Source organism: Paraburkholderia guartelaensis (assembly GCF_004353905.1).
GTDB lineage: Bacteria > Pseudomonadota > Gammaproteobacteria > Burkholderiales > Burkholderiaceae > Paraburkholderia > Paraburkholderia guartelaensis.
Map to the genome: position 1 here is coordinate 118377 of NZ_SMOD01000012.1, position 20786 is coordinate 139162.

18 protein-coding genes are annotated in these 20786 nt (G+C 63.1%); 8 read left to right on the top strand and 10 right to left on the bottom strand.

Features of this window, described 5'->3' with window-relative positions:
• Window positions 1–26 precede the first annotated feature (26 nt).
• On the bottom strand, window positions 27–194 hold the full coding sequence (locus E1N52_RS44095; RefSeq protein ID WP_165979402.1) for a hypothetical protein: 168 nt from the start codon (window positions 192–194) through the stop codon (window positions 27–29).
• Window positions 195–390: 196 nt separating this feature from the next.
• Between E1N52_RS44095 and E1N52_RS17570 the strand changes: the two genes are divergently transcribed.
• From E1N52_RS17570 to E1N52_RS17580, 3 genes are all read left to right on the top strand, one after another.
• Complete coding sequence (locus E1N52_RS17570; RefSeq protein WP_133184028.1) at window positions 391–981, top strand: J domain-containing protein; 591 nt, start codon at window positions 391–393, stop codon at window positions 979–981.
• Between the two features lie 83 nt (window positions 982–1064).
• Entirely contained in the window at window positions 1065–1394 is a 330-nt protein-coding gene (locus E1N52_RS17575; protein ID WP_133184029.1) for a hypothetical protein, read from the top strand.
• A gap of 118 nt (window positions 1395–1512) precedes the next feature.
• Entirely contained in the window at window positions 1513–1809 is a 297-nt protein-coding gene (locus E1N52_RS17580) for an H-NS histone family protein (protein WP_133184030.1), read from the top strand.
• 39 nt (window positions 1810–1848) lie between these two features.
• Here the strand turns inward: E1N52_RS17580 and E1N52_RS17585 are convergent, their stop codons facing one another.
• The 8 genes from E1N52_RS17585 to E1N52_RS17620 all read right to left on the bottom strand — a co-directional run bounded on the left by E1N52_RS17585 (window position 1849) and on the right by E1N52_RS17620 (window position 13054).
• The gene (locus E1N52_RS17585; RefSeq protein WP_133184031.1) at window positions 1849–2610 is read right to left on the bottom strand and encodes a YoaK family protein; all 762 of its coding nucleotides are present in this window, start codon (window positions 2608–2610) and stop codon (window positions 1849–1851) included.
• A 233-nt stretch (window positions 2611–2843) separates the two neighbouring features.
• Window positions 2844–3425 (bottom strand): hemerythrin domain-containing protein, encoded by a 582-nt coding sequence (locus tag E1N52_RS17590; RefSeq protein WP_133184032.1) that lies wholly within the window; start codon window positions 3423–3425, stop codon window positions 2844–2846.
• A 1975-nt stretch (window positions 3426–5400) separates the two neighbouring features.
• Complete coding sequence (locus E1N52_RS17595; RefSeq protein ID WP_133184033.1) at window positions 5401–6768, bottom strand: FAD-dependent oxidoreductase; 1368 nt, start codon at window positions 6766–6768, stop codon at window positions 5401–5403.
• A gap of 2 nt (window positions 6769–6770) precedes the next feature.
• Window positions 6771–7412: a PadR family transcriptional regulator gene (locus E1N52_RS17600; protein ID WP_133184034.1), complete on the bottom strand. Its 642-nt coding sequence runs from the start codon at window positions 7410–7412 to the stop codon at window positions 6771–6773.
• 96 nt (window positions 7413–7508) lie between these two features.
• Window positions 7509–9425, bottom strand: coding sequence for an SMP-30/gluconolactonase/LRE family protein (locus tag E1N52_RS17605; protein WP_133184035.1), 1917 nt, complete (start codon window positions 9423–9425; stop codon window positions 7509–7511).
• Between the two features lie 274 nt (window positions 9426–9699).
• The gene (locus tag E1N52_RS17610; protein WP_133184036.1) at window positions 9700–11397 is read right to left on the bottom strand and encodes a PHA/PHB synthase family protein; all 1698 of its coding nucleotides are present in this window, start codon (window positions 11395–11397) and stop codon (window positions 9700–9702) included.
• The gene (locus tag E1N52_RS17615) at window positions 11394–11882 is read right to left on the bottom strand and encodes a MaoC family dehydratase (protein ID WP_133184037.1); all 489 of its coding nucleotides are present in this window, start codon (window positions 11880–11882) and stop codon (window positions 11394–11396) included. The genes E1N52_RS17610 and E1N52_RS17615 overlap by 4 nt, the downstream gene beginning before the upstream one ends.
• 212 nt (window positions 11883–12094) lie before the next feature.
• Window positions 12095–13054 (bottom strand): DMT family transporter, encoded by a 960-nt coding sequence (locus tag E1N52_RS17620; RefSeq protein WP_133184038.1) that lies wholly within the window; start codon window positions 13052–13054, stop codon window positions 12095–12097.
• Window positions 13055–13176: 122 nt separating this feature from the next.
• Here E1N52_RS17620 and E1N52_RS17625 point away from each other — a divergent pair, with 122 nt between their 5' ends.
• Window positions 13177–13953, top strand: a complete 777-nt coding sequence (locus E1N52_RS17625) for an AraC family transcriptional regulator (RefSeq protein ID WP_246089107.1) — start codon at window positions 13177–13179, stop codon at window positions 13951–13953.
• A 46-nt stretch (window positions 13954–13999) separates the two neighbouring features.
• Here E1N52_RS17625 and E1N52_RS17630 read toward each other — a convergent pair whose 3' ends face one another.
• Window positions 14000–14719: a TetR/AcrR family transcriptional regulator gene (locus E1N52_RS17630; protein ID WP_133184135.1), complete on the bottom strand. Its 720-nt coding sequence runs from the start codon at window positions 14717–14719 to the stop codon at window positions 14000–14002.
• A 346-nt stretch (window positions 14720–15065) separates the two neighbouring features.
• Between E1N52_RS17630 and E1N52_RS17635 the strand changes: the two genes are divergently transcribed.
• The 4 genes from E1N52_RS17635 (at window position 15066) to E1N52_RS17650 (ending at window position 20751) form a co-directional block, all read left to right on the top strand.
• Window positions 15066–16331, top strand: a complete 1266-nt coding sequence (locus E1N52_RS17635; RefSeq protein ID WP_133184039.1) for a Zn-dependent hydrolase — start codon at window positions 15066–15068, stop codon at window positions 16329–16331.
• Between the two features lie 123 nt (window positions 16332–16454).
• Window positions 16455–17849, top strand: coding sequence for an NAD(P)-dependent oxidoreductase (locus tag E1N52_RS17640; RefSeq protein ID WP_133184040.1), 1395 nt, complete (start codon window positions 16455–16457; stop codon window positions 17847–17849).
• Between the two features lie 62 nt (window positions 17850–17911).
• Window positions 17912–19189 carry an NAD-dependent dihydropyrimidine dehydrogenase subunit PreA gene (preA, locus tag E1N52_RS17645; protein WP_133184041.1) on the top strand — a complete coding sequence of 426 codons (1278 nt, stop codon included), beginning with the start codon at window positions 17912–17914 and terminating at the stop codon, window positions 19187–19189.
• A gap of 59 nt (window positions 19190–19248) precedes the next feature.
• Window positions 19249–20751: an NCS1 family nucleobase:cation symporter-1 gene (locus tag E1N52_RS17650; RefSeq protein WP_133184042.1), complete on the top strand. Its 1503-nt coding sequence runs from the start codon at window positions 19249–19251 to the stop codon at window positions 20749–20751.
• The last annotated feature ends 35 nt before the right edge of the window (window positions 20752–20786 follow it).

Below are 20786 nucleotides of genomic sequence, written 5' to 3' on the forward strand. Positions count from 1 at the left end.
GACCGGCTATATTCAGAGTGCGTTGCTCACAATTGGGTTGCGATCCGCATGGATCTGAGGAGGCTGACGTGGACCAGTCCTGGCTGGGTATGGCTGCCGGCACGATCGTGCTCGTAATAGCCGCAGTTAGTGTCACCGCTCACTACCGGCGCGAACGGCGCAGGGCCGATTTGCTGCGCAATCTCGATCACCATGACTGGTGTCGCTGGACGCGGGTTCGACGCTGAGAGCCACGTGCCGCGCGCCGGCTGCGCAGGCGGACTTCGATATTCGATGCCGTTTGCTTAGGATAATTGATCGGTTGGCACCTCGCGATCATCATCGCGCGCTCGGTGCGTCTGCGGACGACATGCTACGATCGACCGGATCCCACTTCAATTTGTGCGAGCCATGGCGACGTTGTATGACTTGCTGGGCGTAAGCGACGACGCGAGCGACACAGACATCAAGCGGGCCTACCGCAGGGCCGCGATGAAAGCGCATCCCGACCGTAATATGGGACGCGAAGCCGCTGCGCATGCGCAGTTCCAGGAGATCAAGGAGGCTTACGCGATTCTTTCCGATCCGGCGCAGCGCCGCGTCTACGACGCGGTCTATGCAAAGGAGATGGGGCGTATCGCCCGCGAAGAGGAAGAAGCGGCGCGTAAGCAGGAGGCGGCGCGGCAGGAGGCGTATGCGCGGCATGTGTCCGTCGCCATGCGCTTCGCAGAGCAAGGCTACAACCGCGACGTCGTGTTCGGTGTGCTGCTCGCCGGCGATTGCGAATCCCAACTGGCCGGGCACATTGCCGACGGCGCTGTCGCGCTGCACCTGTCGCGCCAGGCGGACAACGTCACGCCGCGCAATGCCGCGGAACCGGACGAGGCCGTGCCGCCGTCTTCGTCGCACGGCGCAGGCGACGAGTCGCAAAAGTCCGACGATCGTCGTCACGCCAATCTCTTTAGTGCGATCTGGCACGGTATGTTCGGGTTACATCCCTGATCGCGTCTCGATGCCAAAATGATCCGAACGGGCAGGAGCAGGGGTACGATAGTGATCGATACACTACTCAGCGTGGCTACCCTATGACTTCGAACTCACACGCCGCCCGCGATGTCGACACAGAGGCGCTGGCAACCTTGTCAGAGTATCTGGAACTTGCGCTCGATAAGGGAGGAAGCCTGATTCTCGTTCGAACGCCTGGCGGAAAAAGCGAGGTCTATCTGGGCGATCCTGCGCTACTGCCGGAGGACTGGGCGCACCTTGGGGCGATTCCGGAACCGGTGGCCCGGGCGATACTGGAAGGCACGCGCTCCGGGCTCAACGAACTGACTATCCAGGCGCAAAGCTATCGTTTCGTACGGTTGTTCGCCCAGGTCGCCGATGCGGGGGCAATCGTCTTCGTCACGGCCTGAACGATCTGCTGCGTGAGCCTGCTTTCGCTGCCGCAAAAGTCGTGCGGTCACGTTGGAAGGTGGCGTGTGCGAAAGCCACTATGATTAGCGAATGGTGTCCACGCGCAGGAGACGATTCGTGGCAACGTACAAGGAACTGAAGGCGCAACTCGCGGAACTCGAGAGTCAGGCCGCCATCGCCCGTCAGCAAGAGTTCGAGACGGTTCTCGCCGATATCCGCGCAAAGGTGGCCGAATTCGGGTACACGCAGCAGGATATATTTGGTAGTCGTCGGGGCAGGCCGGGCTTTTCGCATAGCGCGGCGCCACCGAAATATCGCGATCCCGCAAGCGGCGCGACCTGGTCCGGCAGGGGACGCGCGCCAAACTGGATCAAGGACGCGAAAAATCGCGACCGGTTTCTGATAAGCGAATAAATTGGTTGGGATCGTCACGGCGTGTGACCGGCGCAATCCTCAAAAAAGGTCGCGCAGCGGCAGGCGGCGCAAATCGTCCGTGACCGGGACGCTTGCAAGAATCACCAGCAGCATCGACAAGGGCACGCCCGCGGCAAATCCAAAATGCCGGAAAGCCACTGCGCCCAGCGTTCCGCCGAGCAAAAACATTCCGAGCAGTGAACCGAGTACGCGTATCCGCTGCATATCGGCCGCCACGTGATGCGACGCCGAGGCCGGCACACCCCAATTCCAGTACAGCGCCTTCCCAAGTTCGATTCCCAAATCTGTCACGATGCCGGTCACGTGTGTTGTGCGGATTTCGGCGCGCGAGATTTTCGTGATCATGGCGTTCTGCACGCCCATGACGTAGCAGAGCACGGCCACCGTTAATGGCACGAACAGAACGCGATGTATGCCGAGGTTTGCGCCGAGCGCCGCGAAGCAAAGCAGCAGGGCGGCTTCGAGCAGGAGTGGCAGCGCGTAGACGCTGCGCGCGCAACGGCGGCGTCCCCAGTTGATCAGAATGGCGGAAGTCGCGGCGCCGCTCGCAAAGGCAAGGATGGAACTGATGGCGGATAACGCGATGCCGCTTTCGCCAAGCGCGGTGCTGTCTGCAAGCGACGAAACGATGCCCGACATATGCGACGTGTATTGCCCAACGGCGAGGAACCCGCCGGCATTGATTGCACCGGCGACCCAGGCCAATGCGCGGCCGAGCCGCAGGTTGGCCCGCTCGGTGCGTTCGACTGAGGTAAAGCTGCGCAGATAGTGAATGGGCACGACGGCGTTCCGGACTACGAGCGTCGAAACGCACAGTGTACGACGCGGACTGATCGTACGGCCCAACGCCATGTACCGTTGGGGGTGCGGTAGTTTGCCGCAGGACTCGCCAGGTTGTCGTGAATTCGTGTAGGTCGATTGCACGTCTCTTTGTGGCGTGAGATCCGGGCCTCGATCGAATGTTATCGACGCCGGACAGGCGGCGATCCGAGATGTGCAGCGCTGGATGGTCGTCAGGCTGGCGCTTCAGGCATCGTCTGGACGATCAATCTGTAAAGATCGTTGAGATTGTCTTCGGTCTCCAGACTCTCGAACGGATCACGATTTGCGCCGAACGCCTCATCGATTTCCATCCAGTCCGATACGGTCAAATGCCGCTGTGCGCCGGGCAGGATGACGGACTCTTCCAGGTGCCGGTGACCCGCGTAGAAGTCGGCGTAACCATATACGCTGTCGCGCAATGCGGGCAGCATGTCGGTGCCAGCGAGTTCATACCGTGTGAGCGCACGTTCGAGCGCCTGAACGCGCAGTTTGCCTTCCTCGTGCTGGCGCGCGAGTTCCCAGGTGACGGCGCCGAATTCACCAGTGCGCGCTCGAAGCCGCGCGAACAGGTATTGCTCCTCTTTCGGATGATGAACCTGCTCGGGGAATTCGTTGATGTAGTAGAGCATCGCCCGCATCAGCATGGCGCTGCTCAGGCCGGGGCCGGACGCCATGTCATCGACCACACGCAGCATGCCGCTGACGATGCTCGTCAGGCGGTGATGCTCGCTCAAAATCACCTGGATCGCACTGCGTCGGACGGCGAGTTCCATGTCGGGCTCCGTGAGAGGAGCGGCCGACCTGGGGCAAGGGAGCGGAGAGAGTAGGGACGGCGCTGCGTGGTCAGCCGCGGCTGATTCACTATGCGCCGGGCGTTTCAAGATGCATTGATCTTGGTCAATTCGTGCTTGCCGTGCTCGCCGCTCATCGGCGTTGCTACACAAGATTTCGGCACGGCGATGCGTCGCCGTGCCGATACCGAAGCGATGTGTCGCGCGAGAGCACGAATGCGTTTATGGCGTGCTCGTCGGCGTCAGAATTGGCGGCTCATACCCGCCCGTATCCACGGCGAAACCCGCTTTGGTTGGTCCGCCCGCGCCCTGCGGCCCATGGCTGTTCGCAGCCCGCGCAGGACCCGGGCCGCTGCCCGTGCCGCCCACGCCCGGCGGACCGTAGTCGTTTGCCGTCGGCGCGGCAGCTGGTCTCGCGACTGCAACAGGGGCCGGGGCCGCAGCGGCCGGCGGCGCGTAGTTTGCAACCGGCGCGGTGGCTGCCCCGCTGGCTGTGCCACGGACCGGCGTGGTCACACTCGGTGGCGGGGCATTGGCGGTCGTGGCCGGGGTGGGTATCACCAACGCATTCGGACGATAATCCGAGTAGGGCGCATGCGGCGGTGGGCTATATGCGTTTGTAACCGGTGCGCTTACGATCGGCGCCGGTGGAGGAGGCGGCACGCTTTCGACCATGGCCGTCGCTGCGCTCATGCCTGGTGAGCCGCCGCGGCCCATTGGTCCACCGGGGCCGCCTGCACTCGAGCTACCTGAGGAGGAGCTACCCGCACTCGAATTACCGCCTGCGCCGGCGCTACTTCCTCCGGCGCTGCCTGCACCGGAGCTGCCTGCACCGGAACTGCCTGCGCCAGAGCTGCCTGCGCCAGAGCTGCCTGCGCCAGAGCTGCCTGCGCCAGAGCTGCCTGCACCAGAGCTGCCTGCGCCGGAGCTGCCTGCGCCAGAGCTGCCTGCGCCGGAACTGCCTGCACTGGAGCTGCCTGCGCCGGAGCTACCCGCACCGGAGCTGCCCGCGCCGGAACTGCCCGCACCGGAGCTTCCAGCACCGGAGCTTCCAGCACCTGAGCCTGAGCTTGATCCAGCACCTGAGCCTGAGCTTGATCCAGAGCCTGAGCCTGAGCTTGACCCAGAGCCGTGGCCACTGCCGGCACCCGAGCCAGAGCTCGACCCAGATCCTGCGCCCGACCCCGATCCAGAACTCGACCCGGAGCCTGCGCCCGACCCGGAGCCTGAACTTGACCCGGAACCTGCGCCCGACCCAGAGCCTGAACTTGACCCAGAGCCTGAGCCCGATCCAGAGCCTGAACTTGACCCAGAGCCTGAACTTGACCCAGAGCCTGCGCCGGACCCAGAGCCCGAACTTGATCCAGAGCCCGAACTTGATCCAGAGCCCGACCCAGACCCAGAGCCCGACCCAGACCCAGAGCCATGGCCACCACCATTGCCGCCGCCGTTTCCTCCGCCATTACCGCCGGCCGCACCATAAGCCGCGCCCGACATGGCCAAAGCGAGCACCCATACTACGGTCTGCTTCGTTGATCGGTTCATCGTTCCCCCCTATTTCGCGCAAGGCGCTTCAAACACACGCCTTACCCGCGCAAAGCCGCCACGCGTTGTCTACAGGCGCGCAATCGATGTACCTCGGCGCGCTCCCCGATGCGTGTCGAGGTATTGTTCAGAAGAACTATCTTCATCGCGACTGCCTGCTATTAGAGGCACGCAATGACGTATCGATGCAGAATACGGCGATTAGAAAGGCAATTCATCCGTCATTTGATTCGCATTACGAAGCAAAGTGTTATGTCTGTATGATTCACACACCCGGTAATACGCAGCCTATATGTAGATTGTCGAGGCTTGCCGCTGCGATGGCACGGGTTGGCGAAGAAATGCTAGCGAATGGCGCTCGTGTTGCACGTTACAGCGTGTGCTTGTGCGGGGTCAGGCCCGGCAGCGTGTTCTAATGCGAAGCAACTGCGTTTTCTTCTTCGCTGCCGCGAAAGCGGTTTTCCGAATCGATCATGCGCCGTTTAAGTGGTGGCACGTTGTTGACGACGCGCATCGCTGTACGCATTGCACCGAGCGCGAATCGCCCGACAATTGGCCGATGAATTGCGTCGCGCTCGTCGAACTGTTTGCGCGATTCGGCCACCGCGTGAAAGCCATAGCGGCGCATCTGCGCTTCATAGCCGGCAACCGCATCCACGAGTTCCAGTTCGCCGCGGGCCACTCGCACGAGTTGCGAGCCGAGCAGTTGCGCATCGCGCAGCGCAGTATTTGCGCCAACGCCTCTGCCAGGCGTCATGAGATGAATCGCGTCGCCGAGTACGGTAACGTTCGAGGCCGGCCAGGGCTCGACGGGCACCGACGTGCGTACGTCAAGGGCGAATGTTGTCGAGAGATCCGAGGCGCGAATCAACGCGCGCAGATTGGGATGCCAGCCGTCGGTCATCTGCATGGCGAGCGCGAGCCGGGCCGGCGCTTCGAGCTTCATCGGGTCTGCGGGGACGTTGCGGCGCGCCCCCCACACGCCCCACATCAGGTAGTCGCGCGTGTTGTCGTAGAGCAGGCCCGGCCAGTGCTCGATCAACGCGGCGTCGTTGCCGCCGACGCCGGACCTGGCGCCGGCCTCGTCCCAGTTGAATGCCATCACGTGGATGATTGCGCCGTAGCCCTTCGGCGCCGAGATTAGCGAAATGCCGTCGAGTACCTTGGGCGGCAGCAGTGCGCGGCTTTCTTCGGTCATCGGCACTTTGGCCGCGATGCTCACGATGCCGGTATTTTCGAGCCTTGCATGCGGCAGCAATTGCCGTCTGACCTTCGAGCGCGCGCCGTCCGCGCCGACGAGCACATCGGCGTTCGCGCTCGTGCCATCGGCAAAGCGCGCCGTCACGCGGCCATCGGCGTGCTGTTCGTATTCGACGAAGGTCTTGTCGAAATGCACGCGCTCTTCGAGGCCTGTAAGGAGGACCTGGCGCAGTGTCATGCGGCTCACGGACTTCCCGCCATCGATTTCGCTTTCGCCGATCCCGACCGACAGCAGCTCCGACATGCGCTCGGTCAGCATGTTGAAGTAGCGTGGTGTGCGCGCACAGGTGGCGAGGAACGTGGCGAAGAGGTCTGGCGGCAGCGCGGCCTTCAGCGCGGCGAGGCCGTGTGGATCGATGCCGACGCGATAACCTTGCAGACCATCGGCTCGCGTGCGATCCCGTTCGTACACCTGAACGTCGATGCCGGCACGATTCAGGGCGTGCGCGAGACACAGGCCGCCGGTTCCCGCGCCAATGATCATGACCGAGAGTGGAGTTTGCGGGATGACTTTCGACATGACTATTTCTCCTTCGATGATTCGCGTGCTGCAGGCGCGTCGGACGGCGGTGCGAAACGCTCGGCGAGTTCGCGCAGCCAAGGCTCGCTCCACGTGAGATTGCCGTCTTTCAGGTCGCCGACGACGCTCATGACCCAGTCGAGTTCGGTCTTGAGCGTTGCTCGCATGAGTTCGCCTTCGAGCAGGAAAAGGCGCGGCACCTGCATCGCCTCGGCGCCCGCGTACAAGGCGTCCATGCGGGCGAGTTCGCGCGTGAGGGACGCCACGCGCGTTTCGAGCTGGCGGCGGGCGTCGTCGGGCGGGAGCAAGGGCAACAACGAGAGCGCCGCGGGAAACGCCGGGAATTCGCGCGCGGGCTGGGCGAGCTGCTCGCGCAGCCACAGGCGGGCGGTGTCGCGCCCAGCGTCGGTGATTTCGTAGATCGTGCGTTCGGGAAACGCGCCGTCGCGCTCCGTTTCCCGAACGGCGATCAGGTCGCCGCGCAAAAGCCGGTCGATCGTCTGATAGAGGCTGTTGCGCTGCCGCACGTTGACGACTTCGTCCTTGCCGCGCGCCTTGATGAGCTGCTGCATCCGGTAGGGATGCATCGGCGCTTCGGTCAGCATGGCGAGAACGGCGAGGGCGAGCGGCGAATGTCTGAGCATGGCGAGCTAGTAGCTTTATGTGTAGTTATATTATGACTATACGTGCGGGAACGCAAGGAGGCGGCGAAGCATGCTAATTGCGTTCCAGAACAGGCGTTACGGGTGCCAGTGATAAACCACGACGCTCGATCCGTTGTAATTGTCTTTCGTGACGACGTATTCGCCGGTCGAGCGCAGGTACGCGCGAATGCCGTACATCGAATCCACGTCGTTGCCGACATCCATCGCCGTCGGGTTCGAGTTCGTCAACGTTGTGACGAGGCTGCCGGTGTTCAGGTCGAACACGTCGATATTCGGCACCGTATGCACGTAGCCCACGAACAGGTAGTGGCCCGCCGCCGCGATCGATTTCGGATTCGCGCTCGTGAGATCGATCACCGGGCTCGGCGCGCTCGTGTTGCCCGCTTTCCAGCCGTGATAGACCTCGATGTGCCCGTCCATAGCTGTCCAGTCCCAACTCCCCGCAACGCCTTGCGCGAGGATCATCGTGTCGCTCTCCGACTGATAGATGATCCGCGTGAGCGGGCGCACGGTTCGCGGGATCTGGATCGTGCTGGCGGCGCCCCATGATGGCTTGCCGTTCGCGTCGAAGCCCGTCAACGGGTAATGGTAGATCTGGTTGGTCCGGTCAAGGCCGGCCCAGACGTCGCCATTGCCGTCGATCGCGAAGCCGCCCGTCACCTTCGTATTCGTATTGAACGCCTTACCCGGGATCGAGCCATCGGGAATGGCGATGTACCCGCTCGACGGCTGGAAGTGAAAGAAGTTGAACGTGTCGGGATTCTGACCGGAGACGACGAGAATGCGGTTGCCGCCCACCACCACGAGTTGCCCGAAAAGCTGGCCGCGCTGATAGTCGTTCATGTTCAGGCGCGGGTCAGCCGGCCAGCTGAACGGATCGATCGTGTTTGCTACGAACGTGCCGCCTGCTGTACCCGTGTAGATGTTGTTGCCGCTGTAGAAGTTCGCGCCATCCGTTGCCGGGTCGGGCGCCGCGATCGCCTCGAAATTGAGCGCCTGCAAAGTCCACTGCAGCGTGCCCGTTGAGTTGTACGAATGAATATCGGTGCTGCCGTTGCGGCCGAAATCCCAGTCGCCGCCCCATGCGTTATTGAGCACGTACAGATTGCCGGCTGCATCCTTGCCGATACCGACGACGCGCGTAAAGCGCTTGTCGCCGACCTGTCCTTTGATACCTGTCGTGGTGTCGAGATAGCCGCCCTGCACGCCGAACGTACCGACCAGCGCCGGCACACCGGTCAGGGCATAACACTTGATGTTCATGTCCTGCCCCTCATCGCCCACCAGCAACTGATTCGTCGGAGCGTCGAAATAGAGTGCAGAGGGCCGGGCGCCCGCGGTCATCTGGATCGTGTTCATCGGCGCGCCGGCCGGGCTGAACTGTGCGATTACGCCTGCGTTTTCGCGCGCGACCCAGACGTTGCCTGCACTGTCCACTGCGAGTGCGGCGGGATACTGGACGCCGATGTCGCGCTGCCAGACGCCGTCGGTCGTGTACACCCGTACGCGATTGCCGTAATAGTCGCTGACGTAGAGCAGCGTGCCCGCTGTCGCGAGACCGGTGATCACATCGGCGTTCTGCATTCCGGTCCAGGTGCTGACAGCAATGCGAAGGTCGCGCGTGTTCGAGCTTCGGTTGTAGCGGCCCACCGATCCGCTGCCGAAGGCCCGGCTATAACCGAGGGCGACGAAGATCGATGTTGCGTTGCCCGTGATCGCACTGCCCTGGAACTCGTCGTGCGCGCCGATGGTGCCTAGCGTTGCGCCGTTCTGATAGAGCGCTACGCCGCCCGCGTTTTCGTCCCAGCGCGATGACGTATAGATGACACCCTCGGGAGCGACCCACATCGAGCGCGCGCCATTACCGACGTGTTTGGCGAGGGTCCCGAAGGTGTTTGCGAGCCAGTCGGTCGTGTATTGCGCGTGACTGGCAGGCGCAAATGCTGCAACGAAAAGCCCCAGCAATGCTGCGCGAATGCGATTCTTGAACATACGCTGGGCTTCCCATAGACATCGCGCCGCGATGGCGTGAATCGCGGCGCATAAAGTGACCGATAATGAAGCCACGCCGCAATCGGGAGATCGTGCTCGGTGAGCGCGTGTATTTGGAGTGTAGTCAGAAAATCGCGCTCAGCGTTTCAACCCGTTCATGGGTTTTGATAGAAGATGCGTGGCGAATGATTCAGTGCGCATCAGCGTGTGTTGGGTGAACCGAAGGTAATTCGGACGACGTAGCACACGCGATGATGCGCTCGTTCACGTAGGCTCAACTCGCCCGCTCTTTGACGTAACGCCCAGGCGCGGGCTCGATCGCCCGATACTTCGTGCTTCCGAGTTTTGTGCGCGCCTTGACTCGACCGCCCGCGTGCGGGTGCAGCCACTCGATCCAGTGATTCCACCAGCTGCCCGAAGTCTGCTGCGCATTCGCGAACCATCCGTCAGCGTCACTTGCAGGATTGCCGTTCACTTCGCCGTCGATCCCGCCGTTGACCCAATAACTCCGCTTGTTCTTAGTCGCAGGATTAATGACGCCCGCGATGTGTCCGCTTGCCCCGAGCACGAACTGGGACTCGCCGCCAAGAAGTTGCGTGGTGCGCCACGCCGATTTCCACGGCACGATGTGATCCTCCTGGGTCGCCAGCACGTAGGCAGGCATGTCGATGCGGCCGAGGTCGACCGGAACACCGCACATCGTGAGCTTTCCGGGCACGCGCAGGTTGTTTTCGAGGTACATATTGCGCAGGTACCAGGTGTACATCGGGCCCGGCAGATTGGTGCTGTCGGCGTTCCAGTAGAGCAGGTCGAACGCGACCGGGGTCTTTCCCTTCAAATAGTTGTTGATCACATAAGGCCAGATCAGATCGTTGGAACGCAACATCTGGAAAACGAAGCCGAGTTCCCGCCCCGGATAGATGCCGCCGCTTCCTATCGAATGCTCACGCTGCAATACGGTTTGCTCGTCGATGAACACGCCGAGATCGCCCGGATCGGTGAAGTCGAGCATGGTCGTCAGAAGCGTCAGGCTCGCAACCTTTTCTTCTTCGCGCGCGCGTATTACCGCAAGCGCCGAAGAGAGGATCGTTCCGCCCACACACCAGCCTACCGTGTTGACCTTGTCCGTACCGGTGATCGCAAGCGCGACATCGATGGCCTGCATCACGCCCGTTTGCAGATAGTCGTCCCACGTCGTATGCGCGGTTTCCGCATCGGGGTTGCGCCACGACACCATGAATACCGTTTGTCCCTGCTCGACGGCGAAGCGAACAAAAGAGTTTTCAGGCTGAAGGTCGAGAATATAGAACTTGTTGATGCAGGGCGGCACGATCAGCAAAGGACGCTTTGCTACGTGGGTGCCAAGCGGTGCGTACTGGATCAGCTGAAACAGGGCGTTCTCGAAGACCACCGCGCCTTTGGACGCCGCAACGTTGCGACCCACCTCGAAGGCGGATTCGTCGGTGATCGTAATGGTGCCGCGTGCGAGGTCTCCAAACAGATTGGTGATTCCCGTGCGAAGGCTTTCGCCGTTCGACTCGATGGCCATCCGGATCGCTTCGGGATTGGTCGCAGCGTAGTTGGTGGGGCTCGCAGCGTCGATGAGCTGGCGCATGAAAAAGCGCAGCCGGTGCTTTTCGCGTTCGTCGTAGCCTGTCGCGCCGACCATATCTTCGAGCAGGCCAGCGTTGGCCATGTAGCTCTGCCGGAGCAGGTTGTACCAGGCGTTGCTGGTCCATTCGTCCGCCCGGAACCGTTGGTCGCGGCATGCCGGGCTGGCTGCCGCTTGCGGGTTCAGCATGTTCGCCCACAGCGCCCACTGTTGCTCCCAGTAGCGAGTGCCTGCTTCATGCAGTACAGCCGGCGCGACGGCTGCGCTCGCCGGGATGCCAACCAATGCGTTCAGGAAGTCTTTCGTCGAGCGGGAAAATCCGTGCGCGACCTCGTCGGGCATATTGAAGTGATTGCTCATGCCGGTTCCACTGCGGTATTCGACAATGCGTCTGCGGCAGGTGCTTCGCTAGTGCGATCCGCGCGAGAGGTGGGCATGACGAGCGCGTCGCCGTCGATGACAACCTTGCCTTGCACGGTGCAGATGGTGTCCAGGACGACCCGGCGCTTGCCCGGAATGAGTTCGCGCACCGTCACCGTGGCTTGTACCGTATCGCCCGGCCTGACCGGCGCCTTGAAGCGCAGGTTCTGGCCGAGATAGATCGTGCCGGGTCCGGGCAAGCGGCCGGCGATTGCCGCGGAAATGATGCTCGCGCTGAGCATGCCGTGCGCAATGCGTCCCTTGAAGGGCGTCTTGCGCGAAAACTCTTCATCGATATGCACAGCGTTGTTGTCGCCCGAAGCCCCGGCAAACAGCACGATATCCGCGTCGGTAATGGTCTTGGCGAAGCTCGCGCTCATCCCGGGTGCCAGATCTTCGAAGTCGTATCCTGCAATGTCGTTCATACGTGATCCTAAGGAAATGCTGATCGCGTTCAGCCGTCTTGTCGATCCGTGCGGGAAGACGATCACCTCGCAAAGCGAGGCGGGGAATGCTGGCGCGGCCCGACCATCATGTCGTGATTCTTCACACGAAGTGTCGTCGGTACTGGGTTCATGGTTGAATTCGCACGATACGGCAAACGCGGATCTCGCATTTTGGATTGGGCGCCACGGTTTTAATATTTCGCGCCATCGTTTGTTTCGGCGTTGGGTTCAGCATGGGACGGAAGAAGGGAGGCAAGCGGGGCGCGCCACGTTTGCGCGAGCAGCACGCCAGCGAGCGCCACGCCGCCGCCCACGAGGTGATGCGGATACAGCCGCTCGCCGAACGCGCCGACGGCGAGCGCAGCCGTGAACACGGGCAGCAAGTTCATGTACATGCTGCAGCGGTTCGGACCGAGATGCTTTACCCCTTGCATCCAGAAGAACGGGAGCACGACGGAAGCCAGCGATCCGGCGTAGGCGATGAGCGGCAAGCTCGCGCGTGTGGGCAACGCTTCAGCGAGCGGAAGGCGCAGCATCGGCACGAGCATGAAGAGCAACGCCGCAATCGCCTGGAAATATGTCGATTGCCACGAAGGCAGGCCGACATGCCAGCGCCTGAGCAGCACGCCATAAAGCGCGTAGGCGGCGCTTGCGCCAAGCATCAGCAGATCGCCCGCATGCACGCCGCCCGCGAGCAACGCCGCCGGATGGCCGGCCGTAATCAACCAGACGAGTCCCGCGAACGACAGCACGCCGCCACTCGCCATGCCGGCCGTCGGCGTCTCGCCGAGCAGCGCGACCGAGAGCAGCATGGTGAGCAGCGGCACGAGCGAGGTCATGATCGCCATGTTGGTGGCGGTCGTTGTTTTGGCGGCTTCGTAAGACAGGCACTGAAACAGCGCCATTGCGAGCAGGCCCAGGAAGGCGAGCTTCGGCAGTTGCGGGATGATGGCCGCGCGGTTGCGCCACGCTCCCGCGGGCACGAAGAGACTCATCAGCGCGACGGCCAGCACGAGGCGCCAGAAGGTGATGGCATACGGGTCGATGGTGTGCGCGGAGAGGCGTGACACCATGACGTTGCCGGACCACAGCGCAATCGCCGCGACAGGAAAGAGTGAATACAGCGCGGAGCGCGAGGAAGAAGCGGGCATCGGTGCCTCCTGAACACAGTCGTGTGAGTGGAAGAGCGATGAGATTGCCTGCCCCGAGTGGGGTCTGTCTCGCGCTAGAATGGCAGAACCTGTCGCAAAACTGCCACTCAAACTCCAAATCGATGACTGCCCTCCCGCCGCCGGACGTGCACGTTCCCTACGAAGACACGCCCATGCCGGTCGCGGCGCTCGCCGCCGACTATCCGCACGGCGCGTTCATCGCCACGCACAGCCATCGGCGTGCGCAGCTGCTCTATGCGGTCGAGGGAGTCATGCTGATCGAAGCGCAGGCGGGCCGCTGGGTCGTGCCGCCGACGCGCGCGGTCTGGCTCGATGCCGGACTCGAGCACACGGTCCGCATGAGTGGCAACGTGCGCATGCGCACCGTGTTCGTCGAGCCCGGCGCCGCGAAGGATTTGCCGCAGGGCAGTTGCGTGGTCGAGGTGCCGCCGTTGCTACGCGAATTGATTCTCGGCGCGGTGGACGTGCCGCTCGACTACGCGCCGGGCGGCCGTCACGATTTGCTCATGCGATTGTTGCTCGCCGAACTCGCGGTCATACCGCGTCTGCCGCTGTATTTGCCCTGGCCTGCCGACACGCGATTGCGCAAGCTCTGCGACGCGATCATCGATGCGCCGGATGCGCCGCACGAAGTCGCGCATTGGGCGCAGAGGCTGGGCATGGCGGAGCGCACGCTGCACCGCGCGTTCCAGCGCGAGACGGGCATGACGCTCGGGCGCTGGCGTCGTCATGCGCGGCTCTTTCTGGCGCTCGAACGTCTTGCGCGCGGCGAGAAGATCGTGACCGTCGCGCTCGATCACGGCTACACGAGCCAGAGCGCGTTTGCCGCGATGTTCAAGCGGCATTTCGGCGTTGCGCCTTCGGAGTTTTACCGCTGATTTCGCGGCCGCGGATTTCCTCGGAGCGACTGAGTTGCCGCTTCGCTCAATGCCCAGGCGAGCGCGCGCCGCTCGCGCGCAAAATCAACCGCACCACTTCCTCGGTGCTCGCCTCGAACCCCGCCGATGAAAGCGCGCGCTTGCCTGAGAGCGCGCGAATTTGCGCCTCGAAATCGGCATAGTGCTGCGTGGTCGCCCAGATCATGAAAAGCAGCGCTTTCGGATCGACGGGTGCGAGCAAGCCTTCGGCAATCCAGCGATCGATCAGCTTCACGCGCGTTTCCATCCACGGCTTCACACGCTTGAGCAGGATGTCCTGCATATGCGTCGCGCCGCTGATGATCTCGTTCGCCCACACTTTCGACCCGAGCGGTCTGCGCCGCGAGAGTTCCATCTTCGCACGCACGTAGCCGCCAATGGCCTCGACCGGATCGTCGCTCGCATCGAATGTGTTGGCGGCCGCGTTCCATTCCTCGAACAGATCGTCGAGCACGCGCCAGTAGAGCACGAGCTTGGTCGGGAAGTAGTAGTGCAGATTGGCCTTCGGCAGGCCCGCGCGCTCCGCGATCAGCGCCGTGCTTGCGCCTTCGAAGCCGCGCTCGGCGAACACGGCCTCCGCGCAGGCGAGTAGATGCGCTTCATTCGACTCGCGAATGGCGGCTTTGCGCCGGCGCGGCTTGTGCGTTGCGTCAGCGGCATCCCGTTCGTGAGCCGTGGCGCGCATCGCGTGAGTCGCGGCTCGCGTGGTGGGTTCGTCGTCGCGCATGATGGTCAGTCCGTTCAGAAGGGAAGAGGCGGCGCACGGCTGCCGCGCCCATGTCGGCTTCATTGTAGTCACGATGTAAGCGCCTCGTGCATTCACCGCCCTCGGGGAAAACGCGCGGAGCGCAAGGGTGTTTTCGCGCACTGCAGCATCGATGGCACGCTTCTCGCTGGTAACACCGCATTGAATTCGCGAAGTTTATCGTCTACAACCTGTCCAATCGGACAGGATTCGCGGGGCGAGGTTTCGGGAGTCGCGAAGCGCCATTCGAGCGTGCACCGCCATGGCTCTTCCCGCCCCAGAAGGTAGCAAGAATGCACGTTTGACGAACACGGACAGGAGGACACGCATGAACGCAGTAAGCGAAGCCGCGCTGACGACCGCGATTCACGTGAACGGCCAGCGTTTGTGGGACAGCCTGATGGAGGTGGCGAAAATCGGCGCCACGCCCAAGGGCGGCGTGTGCCGTCTCGCGCTCACCGACCTCGACAAGACAGGGCGCGATCTCATCGTCCAATGGGCGAAAGAGGCCGGCTGCACGGTGAGCGTCGACCAAATGGGCAACGTGTTCATGCGCCGCGCGGGGCGCAACAACGACTTGCCGCCGGTGATGACCGGTTCGCACGCCGACTCTCAGCCCACGGGCGGGCGCTTCGACGGCATCTATGGCGTGCTGGGCGGCCTCGAGGTGATCCGCTCGTTGAACGATCACTGCATTCAAACCGAGCGCCCCGTCGAAACCGTGATCTGGACCAACGAGGAAGGCTCGCGTTTCGCGCCGGCCATGGTTGCCTCGGGCGTGTTTGCGGGCGTCTTCACGCTCGACTACGGGCTCTCCCGCAAGGATATCGATGGCAAGACCATCGGCGAGGAGTTGCAGCGCATCGGCTATGCGGGTGAACTGCCGTGCGGCGGGCGCAAGATTCACGCGGCGTTCGAGCTGCATATCGAGCAGGGCCCGATACTCGAAGCCGAAAACAAGACCATCGGCGTCGTGACGGACGCGCAGGGGCAGCGCTGGTACGAAGTCGTGCTCACGGGGCAGGAAGCGCACGCGGGCCCGACCCCCATGCCGCGCCGCCGCGACGCGCTGCTGGGCGCCTCGCGTGTCGTGCAGCTCGTCAACGAAATTGGCCTGCGCCACGCGCCGCTGGCCTGCGCGACGGTCGGCATGATGCAGGTGCATCCGAATTCGCGCAACGTAATTCCGGGCCGCGTGTTTTTTACCATCGATTTTCGCCATCCACAGGACGACGTGCTCGCGAAGATGGACGCCGAGTTGCGCGAAGGAATCGAAAGGATTGCAGAGCAAGGCAAACTCGAAACGCAGCTCGAGCAGATTTTCTATTACGCACCGGTGCCGTTCGACAAGGCCTGCGTGAACTCCGTGCGCGCGGCGGCAGAGCGCTTTGGCTACTCGAACCGCGAGATCGTTTCGGGCGCGGGCCACGACGCGTGCTATCTCGCGACGGTCGCGCCGACTTCGATGGTGTTCGTGCCGTGCATCGACGGGATCAGTCACAACGAGGTCGAGGACGCGACGATCGAATGGATCGAGGCGGGCGCGAACGTGCTGCTGCATGCCATGCTCGAACGCGCGAGCGAACCCGGCTGACGCCTTTGACGCCAACGCAAGCGGCCTGAGAGCCGCGCTGTCTTTCACGCTTTCCCCACGTACCGGCTGCGCATGTCATGCACAGCCGGCGGACCCGTGTTTTGCCTCGCAAGGAGCATCCGGATGTCCCAGCCCAACTCGAATGCCGCCGACGGCATCGCGCCTGGTCGCCTCACGGCCGAGCAACTCGGCTGCAATTTTGCCGACGTCGCGCCGCCGCTGTCCCTCAACGCAGCCGTCATTGCCGCAGACCGCTGCCACTATTGTTACGACGCGCCATGCGTCGCGGCTTGCCCGACCGGCATCGACATTCCGGGCTTTATCCGCAAGATCGGCAACGGCAATCTCAAGGGCGCAGCGCGCGATATATTGAGCGCGAATCCACTGGGCGGCACGTGCGCGCGCGTGTGCCCGACCGAAATTCTCTGCGAAGGCGCGTGCGTCCGGAATCATCAGGATGGCGAATCAGTTCGCATCGGCGCGCTGCAACGCCATGCCACCGACTTCCAGATGGCGCGCGAAGCCGCCGGCGCACCGGCGCTCTTCAAGCGCGCGAGTGAGACAGGACGACGCGTGGCTGTGGTCGGGGCCGGGCCGGCGGGGCTCGCCTGCGCGCATACGCTGGCGCTCGCCGGGCATCGCGTGAGCGTGTTCGACGCGGGTGAGAAGCCAGGCGGGCTCAACGAATACGGCATCGCGGCGTACAAGGTCGTCGACGATTTTGCGCAGCGTGAAGTGCAATGGCTGCTTTCCATCGGCGGGATCGAAATACGCCAGGGCCAGCGGCTTGGCCGTGACGTCACGCTGACGGAGCTGCGAGCCGCCTATGACGCTGTGTTCATTGGCGTCGGCCTCGGCGGCACGCAAGCGCTTTCCGTTGAAGGCGAAGCGCTCGACGGCGTGCGCGATGCTGTGGACTTTATCGCTCGCCTGCGCGAAGCCGACGATCTGTCCACGCTGGCGGTCGGCCGCAAAGTGGTGGTGATCGGCGGCGGAAATACGGCTATCGATGCCGCCGTGCAAAGCCGCAAGCTGGGCGCGGAGCAGGTGACGCTTGCGTATCGCCGCGGCGCGGCACAGATGAGCGCCACCTGGGCCGAACAGGAATTCGCGCGCGCGCAGGGCGTGGTGCTGGTCGAATGGGTGAAGCCGCTGCGCATCACCGGCGACACCTGCGTACAGACCGTGGAGTTCGAGCGCACCGCGCTCGATGCGGGCGGCGCGTTGCGCGGCACCGGCGAAATCGTGCGCGTGGAAGCCGACATGGTCTTGAAAGCCATTGGCCAAAAGCTCTTGCCTGAAGGCCTGGTTGGCCTCGACGCCCTGCAACTTACCGCGGGTGGTGCGCGCATTGCCGTGGATGCGGACGGTGCGACGTCCGTCGAAGGCGTATTCGCGGGCGGCGACTGCGCAGGCCATGGCGCAACCGATCTCACTGTGCAGGCCGTGCAGGACGGCAAGCTCGCCGCACGCGCGATCGACCGCTACCTCGCGAGCCAGTCCGCCAGAGCGGCTTGAACTGCGCTTCTTGATCCAGGCGAACAACACACCGAATCCAGACAATACGAAGGAGTCGCATCATGGCCGACCTGCGTTGCAAGATTGCCGGCATTGAATCGCCAAACCCGTTCTGGCTCGCTTCCGCGCCACCCACCGACAAAGCCTACAACGTCAACCGCGCCTTCGAAGCGGGCTGGGGCGGCGTGGTCTGGAAAACACTCGGGCTCGACCCGCACGTGGTGAACGTAAGCTCGCGCTATGGCGCCACCATGTGGCGCGGCCAGCGCATTGCAGGGTTGAACAACATCGAACTCATTACCGACCGGCCGCTCGACGTGAACCTCAAGGAAATCGCGCAGGTGAAGCGGGACTGGCCAGACCGGGCGCTCATCGTCTCGCTGATGGTGCCGTGCACCGAGCAAGACTGGAAGTGGATCCTGCCACAGGTGGAAGATACCGGCGCCGATGCCGTGGAGCTCAATTTCGGCTGCCCGCATGGCATGAGCGAGCGCGGCATGGGCGCGGCCGTGGGGCAGGTGCCCGAATACATCGAAATGGTCACGCGCTGGGTGAAGGAGGGCACGCGCCTGCCTTGCCTCGTGAAACTCACGCCCAACGTGACCGACATACGCCACGGCGCGCGCGCGGCGATGAAGGGCGGCGCGGACGGCGTCTCGCTCATCAATACGATCAACTCGATTGTGGGTGTCGATCTCGACGTGATGGCGCCGCTGCCGACCGTGGATGGAAAAGGCACGCACGGCGGGTACTGCGGCCCCGCCGCGAAGCCCATTGCGCTGCACATGGTCGCGGAAATCGCGCGCGACCCGCAAACGCACGGCTTGCCCATCTCCGGCATCGGCGGTATTTCCGACTGGCGTGACGCCGCCGAATTCATCGTGCTGGGCGCGGGAAGCGTGCAGGTTTGCACCGCCGCGATGCATTACGGATTCCGAATCGTCAGCGATATGATCGACGGCCTCTCCAACTGGATGGACGACAAGGGCTACGCGAATCTCGACGCCATTCGCGGCCGCGCCGTGCCCAACGTCACCGACTGGCAGTACCTGAACCTCAACTACGACATCAAGGCGCGCATCGATCAGGACCGCTGCATCCAGTGCGGACTCTGCCATATCGCCTGCGAGGACACCTCCCATCAGGCCATCACCGCCACGCGCGACGGCAAGCGTCACTTCGAGGTGGTCGACGCAAACTGCGTCGGGTGCAATTTATGCATGCATGTCTGCCCGGTCGACGAATGCATCACGATGGAGCGCGTCGACTCGGCCCGCTACGCGAACTGGACCACGCATCCCAACAACCCGGCGCGCGTGGCCGATCCGAAAGCCGCCTGACGCATTGAAACAGAACTGAGCCGAACTAGACCAACGACAAGTCACGGAGAATTCCAACTATGAGTCAGCCATTGACAGGCGATGCCAGCGCGCGCCGCGCCGAAAGCGAGTTATACAACGACGATCTCGCGCCAACCGGCGCTGCGCAGCGCACGTGGCGCTGGTATCACTTCGCGGCGCTCTGGGTGGGCATGGTGATGAACATCGCCTCGTATATGCTCGCGGCCGGGCTCACCGAGCAGGGCATGTCGCCGTGGCAGTCCGTCCTCACGGTGCTGCTCGGCAATCTCATCGTGCTCGTGCCGATGCTGCTGATCGGGCACGCGGGCACGAAATACGGCATTCCCTACGCAGTGCTGGTGCGCTCCTCGTTCGGCACGCAGGGGGCGAAGCTGCCAGCCATGCTGCGCGCCATCGTGGCATGCGGCTGGTACGGTATCCAGTCGTGGCTTGGCGGCAGCGCCATCTATACGCTCGCCAATATCCTCACGCACAACGCACTGGTGGGCGACGCGCTGCCGTTTCTCGGCATCTCGATCGGCCAGGGTGCGTGCTTCCTTGTGTTCTGGGTGCTGCAGCTCTACTTCATCCTTCACGGAACCGATTCGATTCGCTGGCTTGAAAGCTGGTCCGCGCCCATCAAGGTCGTGATGTGCGTGGTGCTCGTGTGGTGGGCCTGTTCGAAGGCAGGCGGCGTGGGCTCGATGCTCTCGCAACCTTCCCAGTTTGCTGCGGGCGGCAAGAAAGCGGGGCTCTTCTGGGCGACGTTCTGGCCGAGCCTGACGGCCATGGTGGGCTTCTGGGCCACGCTCGCGCTCAACATTCCCGACTTCACGCGCTTCGCGAAAACGCAAAAGGATCAATTCGTGGGGCAGGCCATCGGCCTGCCAATTCCGATGGCACTGCTTTCGGTGGTCTCGGTCGTCGTGACTTCGGCCACGGTGGTGATCTACGGTAAGGCGATCTGGGACCCTATCGATCTCACGAGCCGCATGGAAGGCGTGGGCGTGGGCATCGCGCTCGTCATCCTCACGCTCGACACGATGTGCTGCAATCTCGCCGCCAATCTGGTTGGCCCGGCGTACGATTTTTCGAGCCTCTGGCCCAAAGCGATCTCGTACAAGGCAGGTGGGCTCATCACGGCGGGTATCGCTATCCTGATGATGCCGTGGAAGATTCTCGCCACTACGCAGGGCTACATTTTCACCTGGCTCGTCGGCTATTCGGCGCTGCTCGGCCCCGTGGCGGGCATTCTCATCGTCGATTACTTCCTCGTTCGCGGCACGCGCCTCGATACGGCGCAGCTATTCGAGGAGAACGGCGAATATGCCTACTCGAACGGCTGGAACCCGGCGGCCGTCATCGCGCTGGTGCTGGGCGTGCTGCCCAATCTGCCGGGCTTTCTCAACACCGCGTTCCCGAATGTGTTTCCCTCCGTGCCCGACGCGTTCAAGAGCATTTACACCTATGCGTGGTTCGTGGGACTCGCGATTGCGGCGATCGTCTACGGATTGATGATGAAGCTCGGTAAGAGCCGGCGCCCGAGCGTGGCAAGCGCGTGAGTTGTGGCAGCGCGAATTCGTTCAACTGAAGGAGA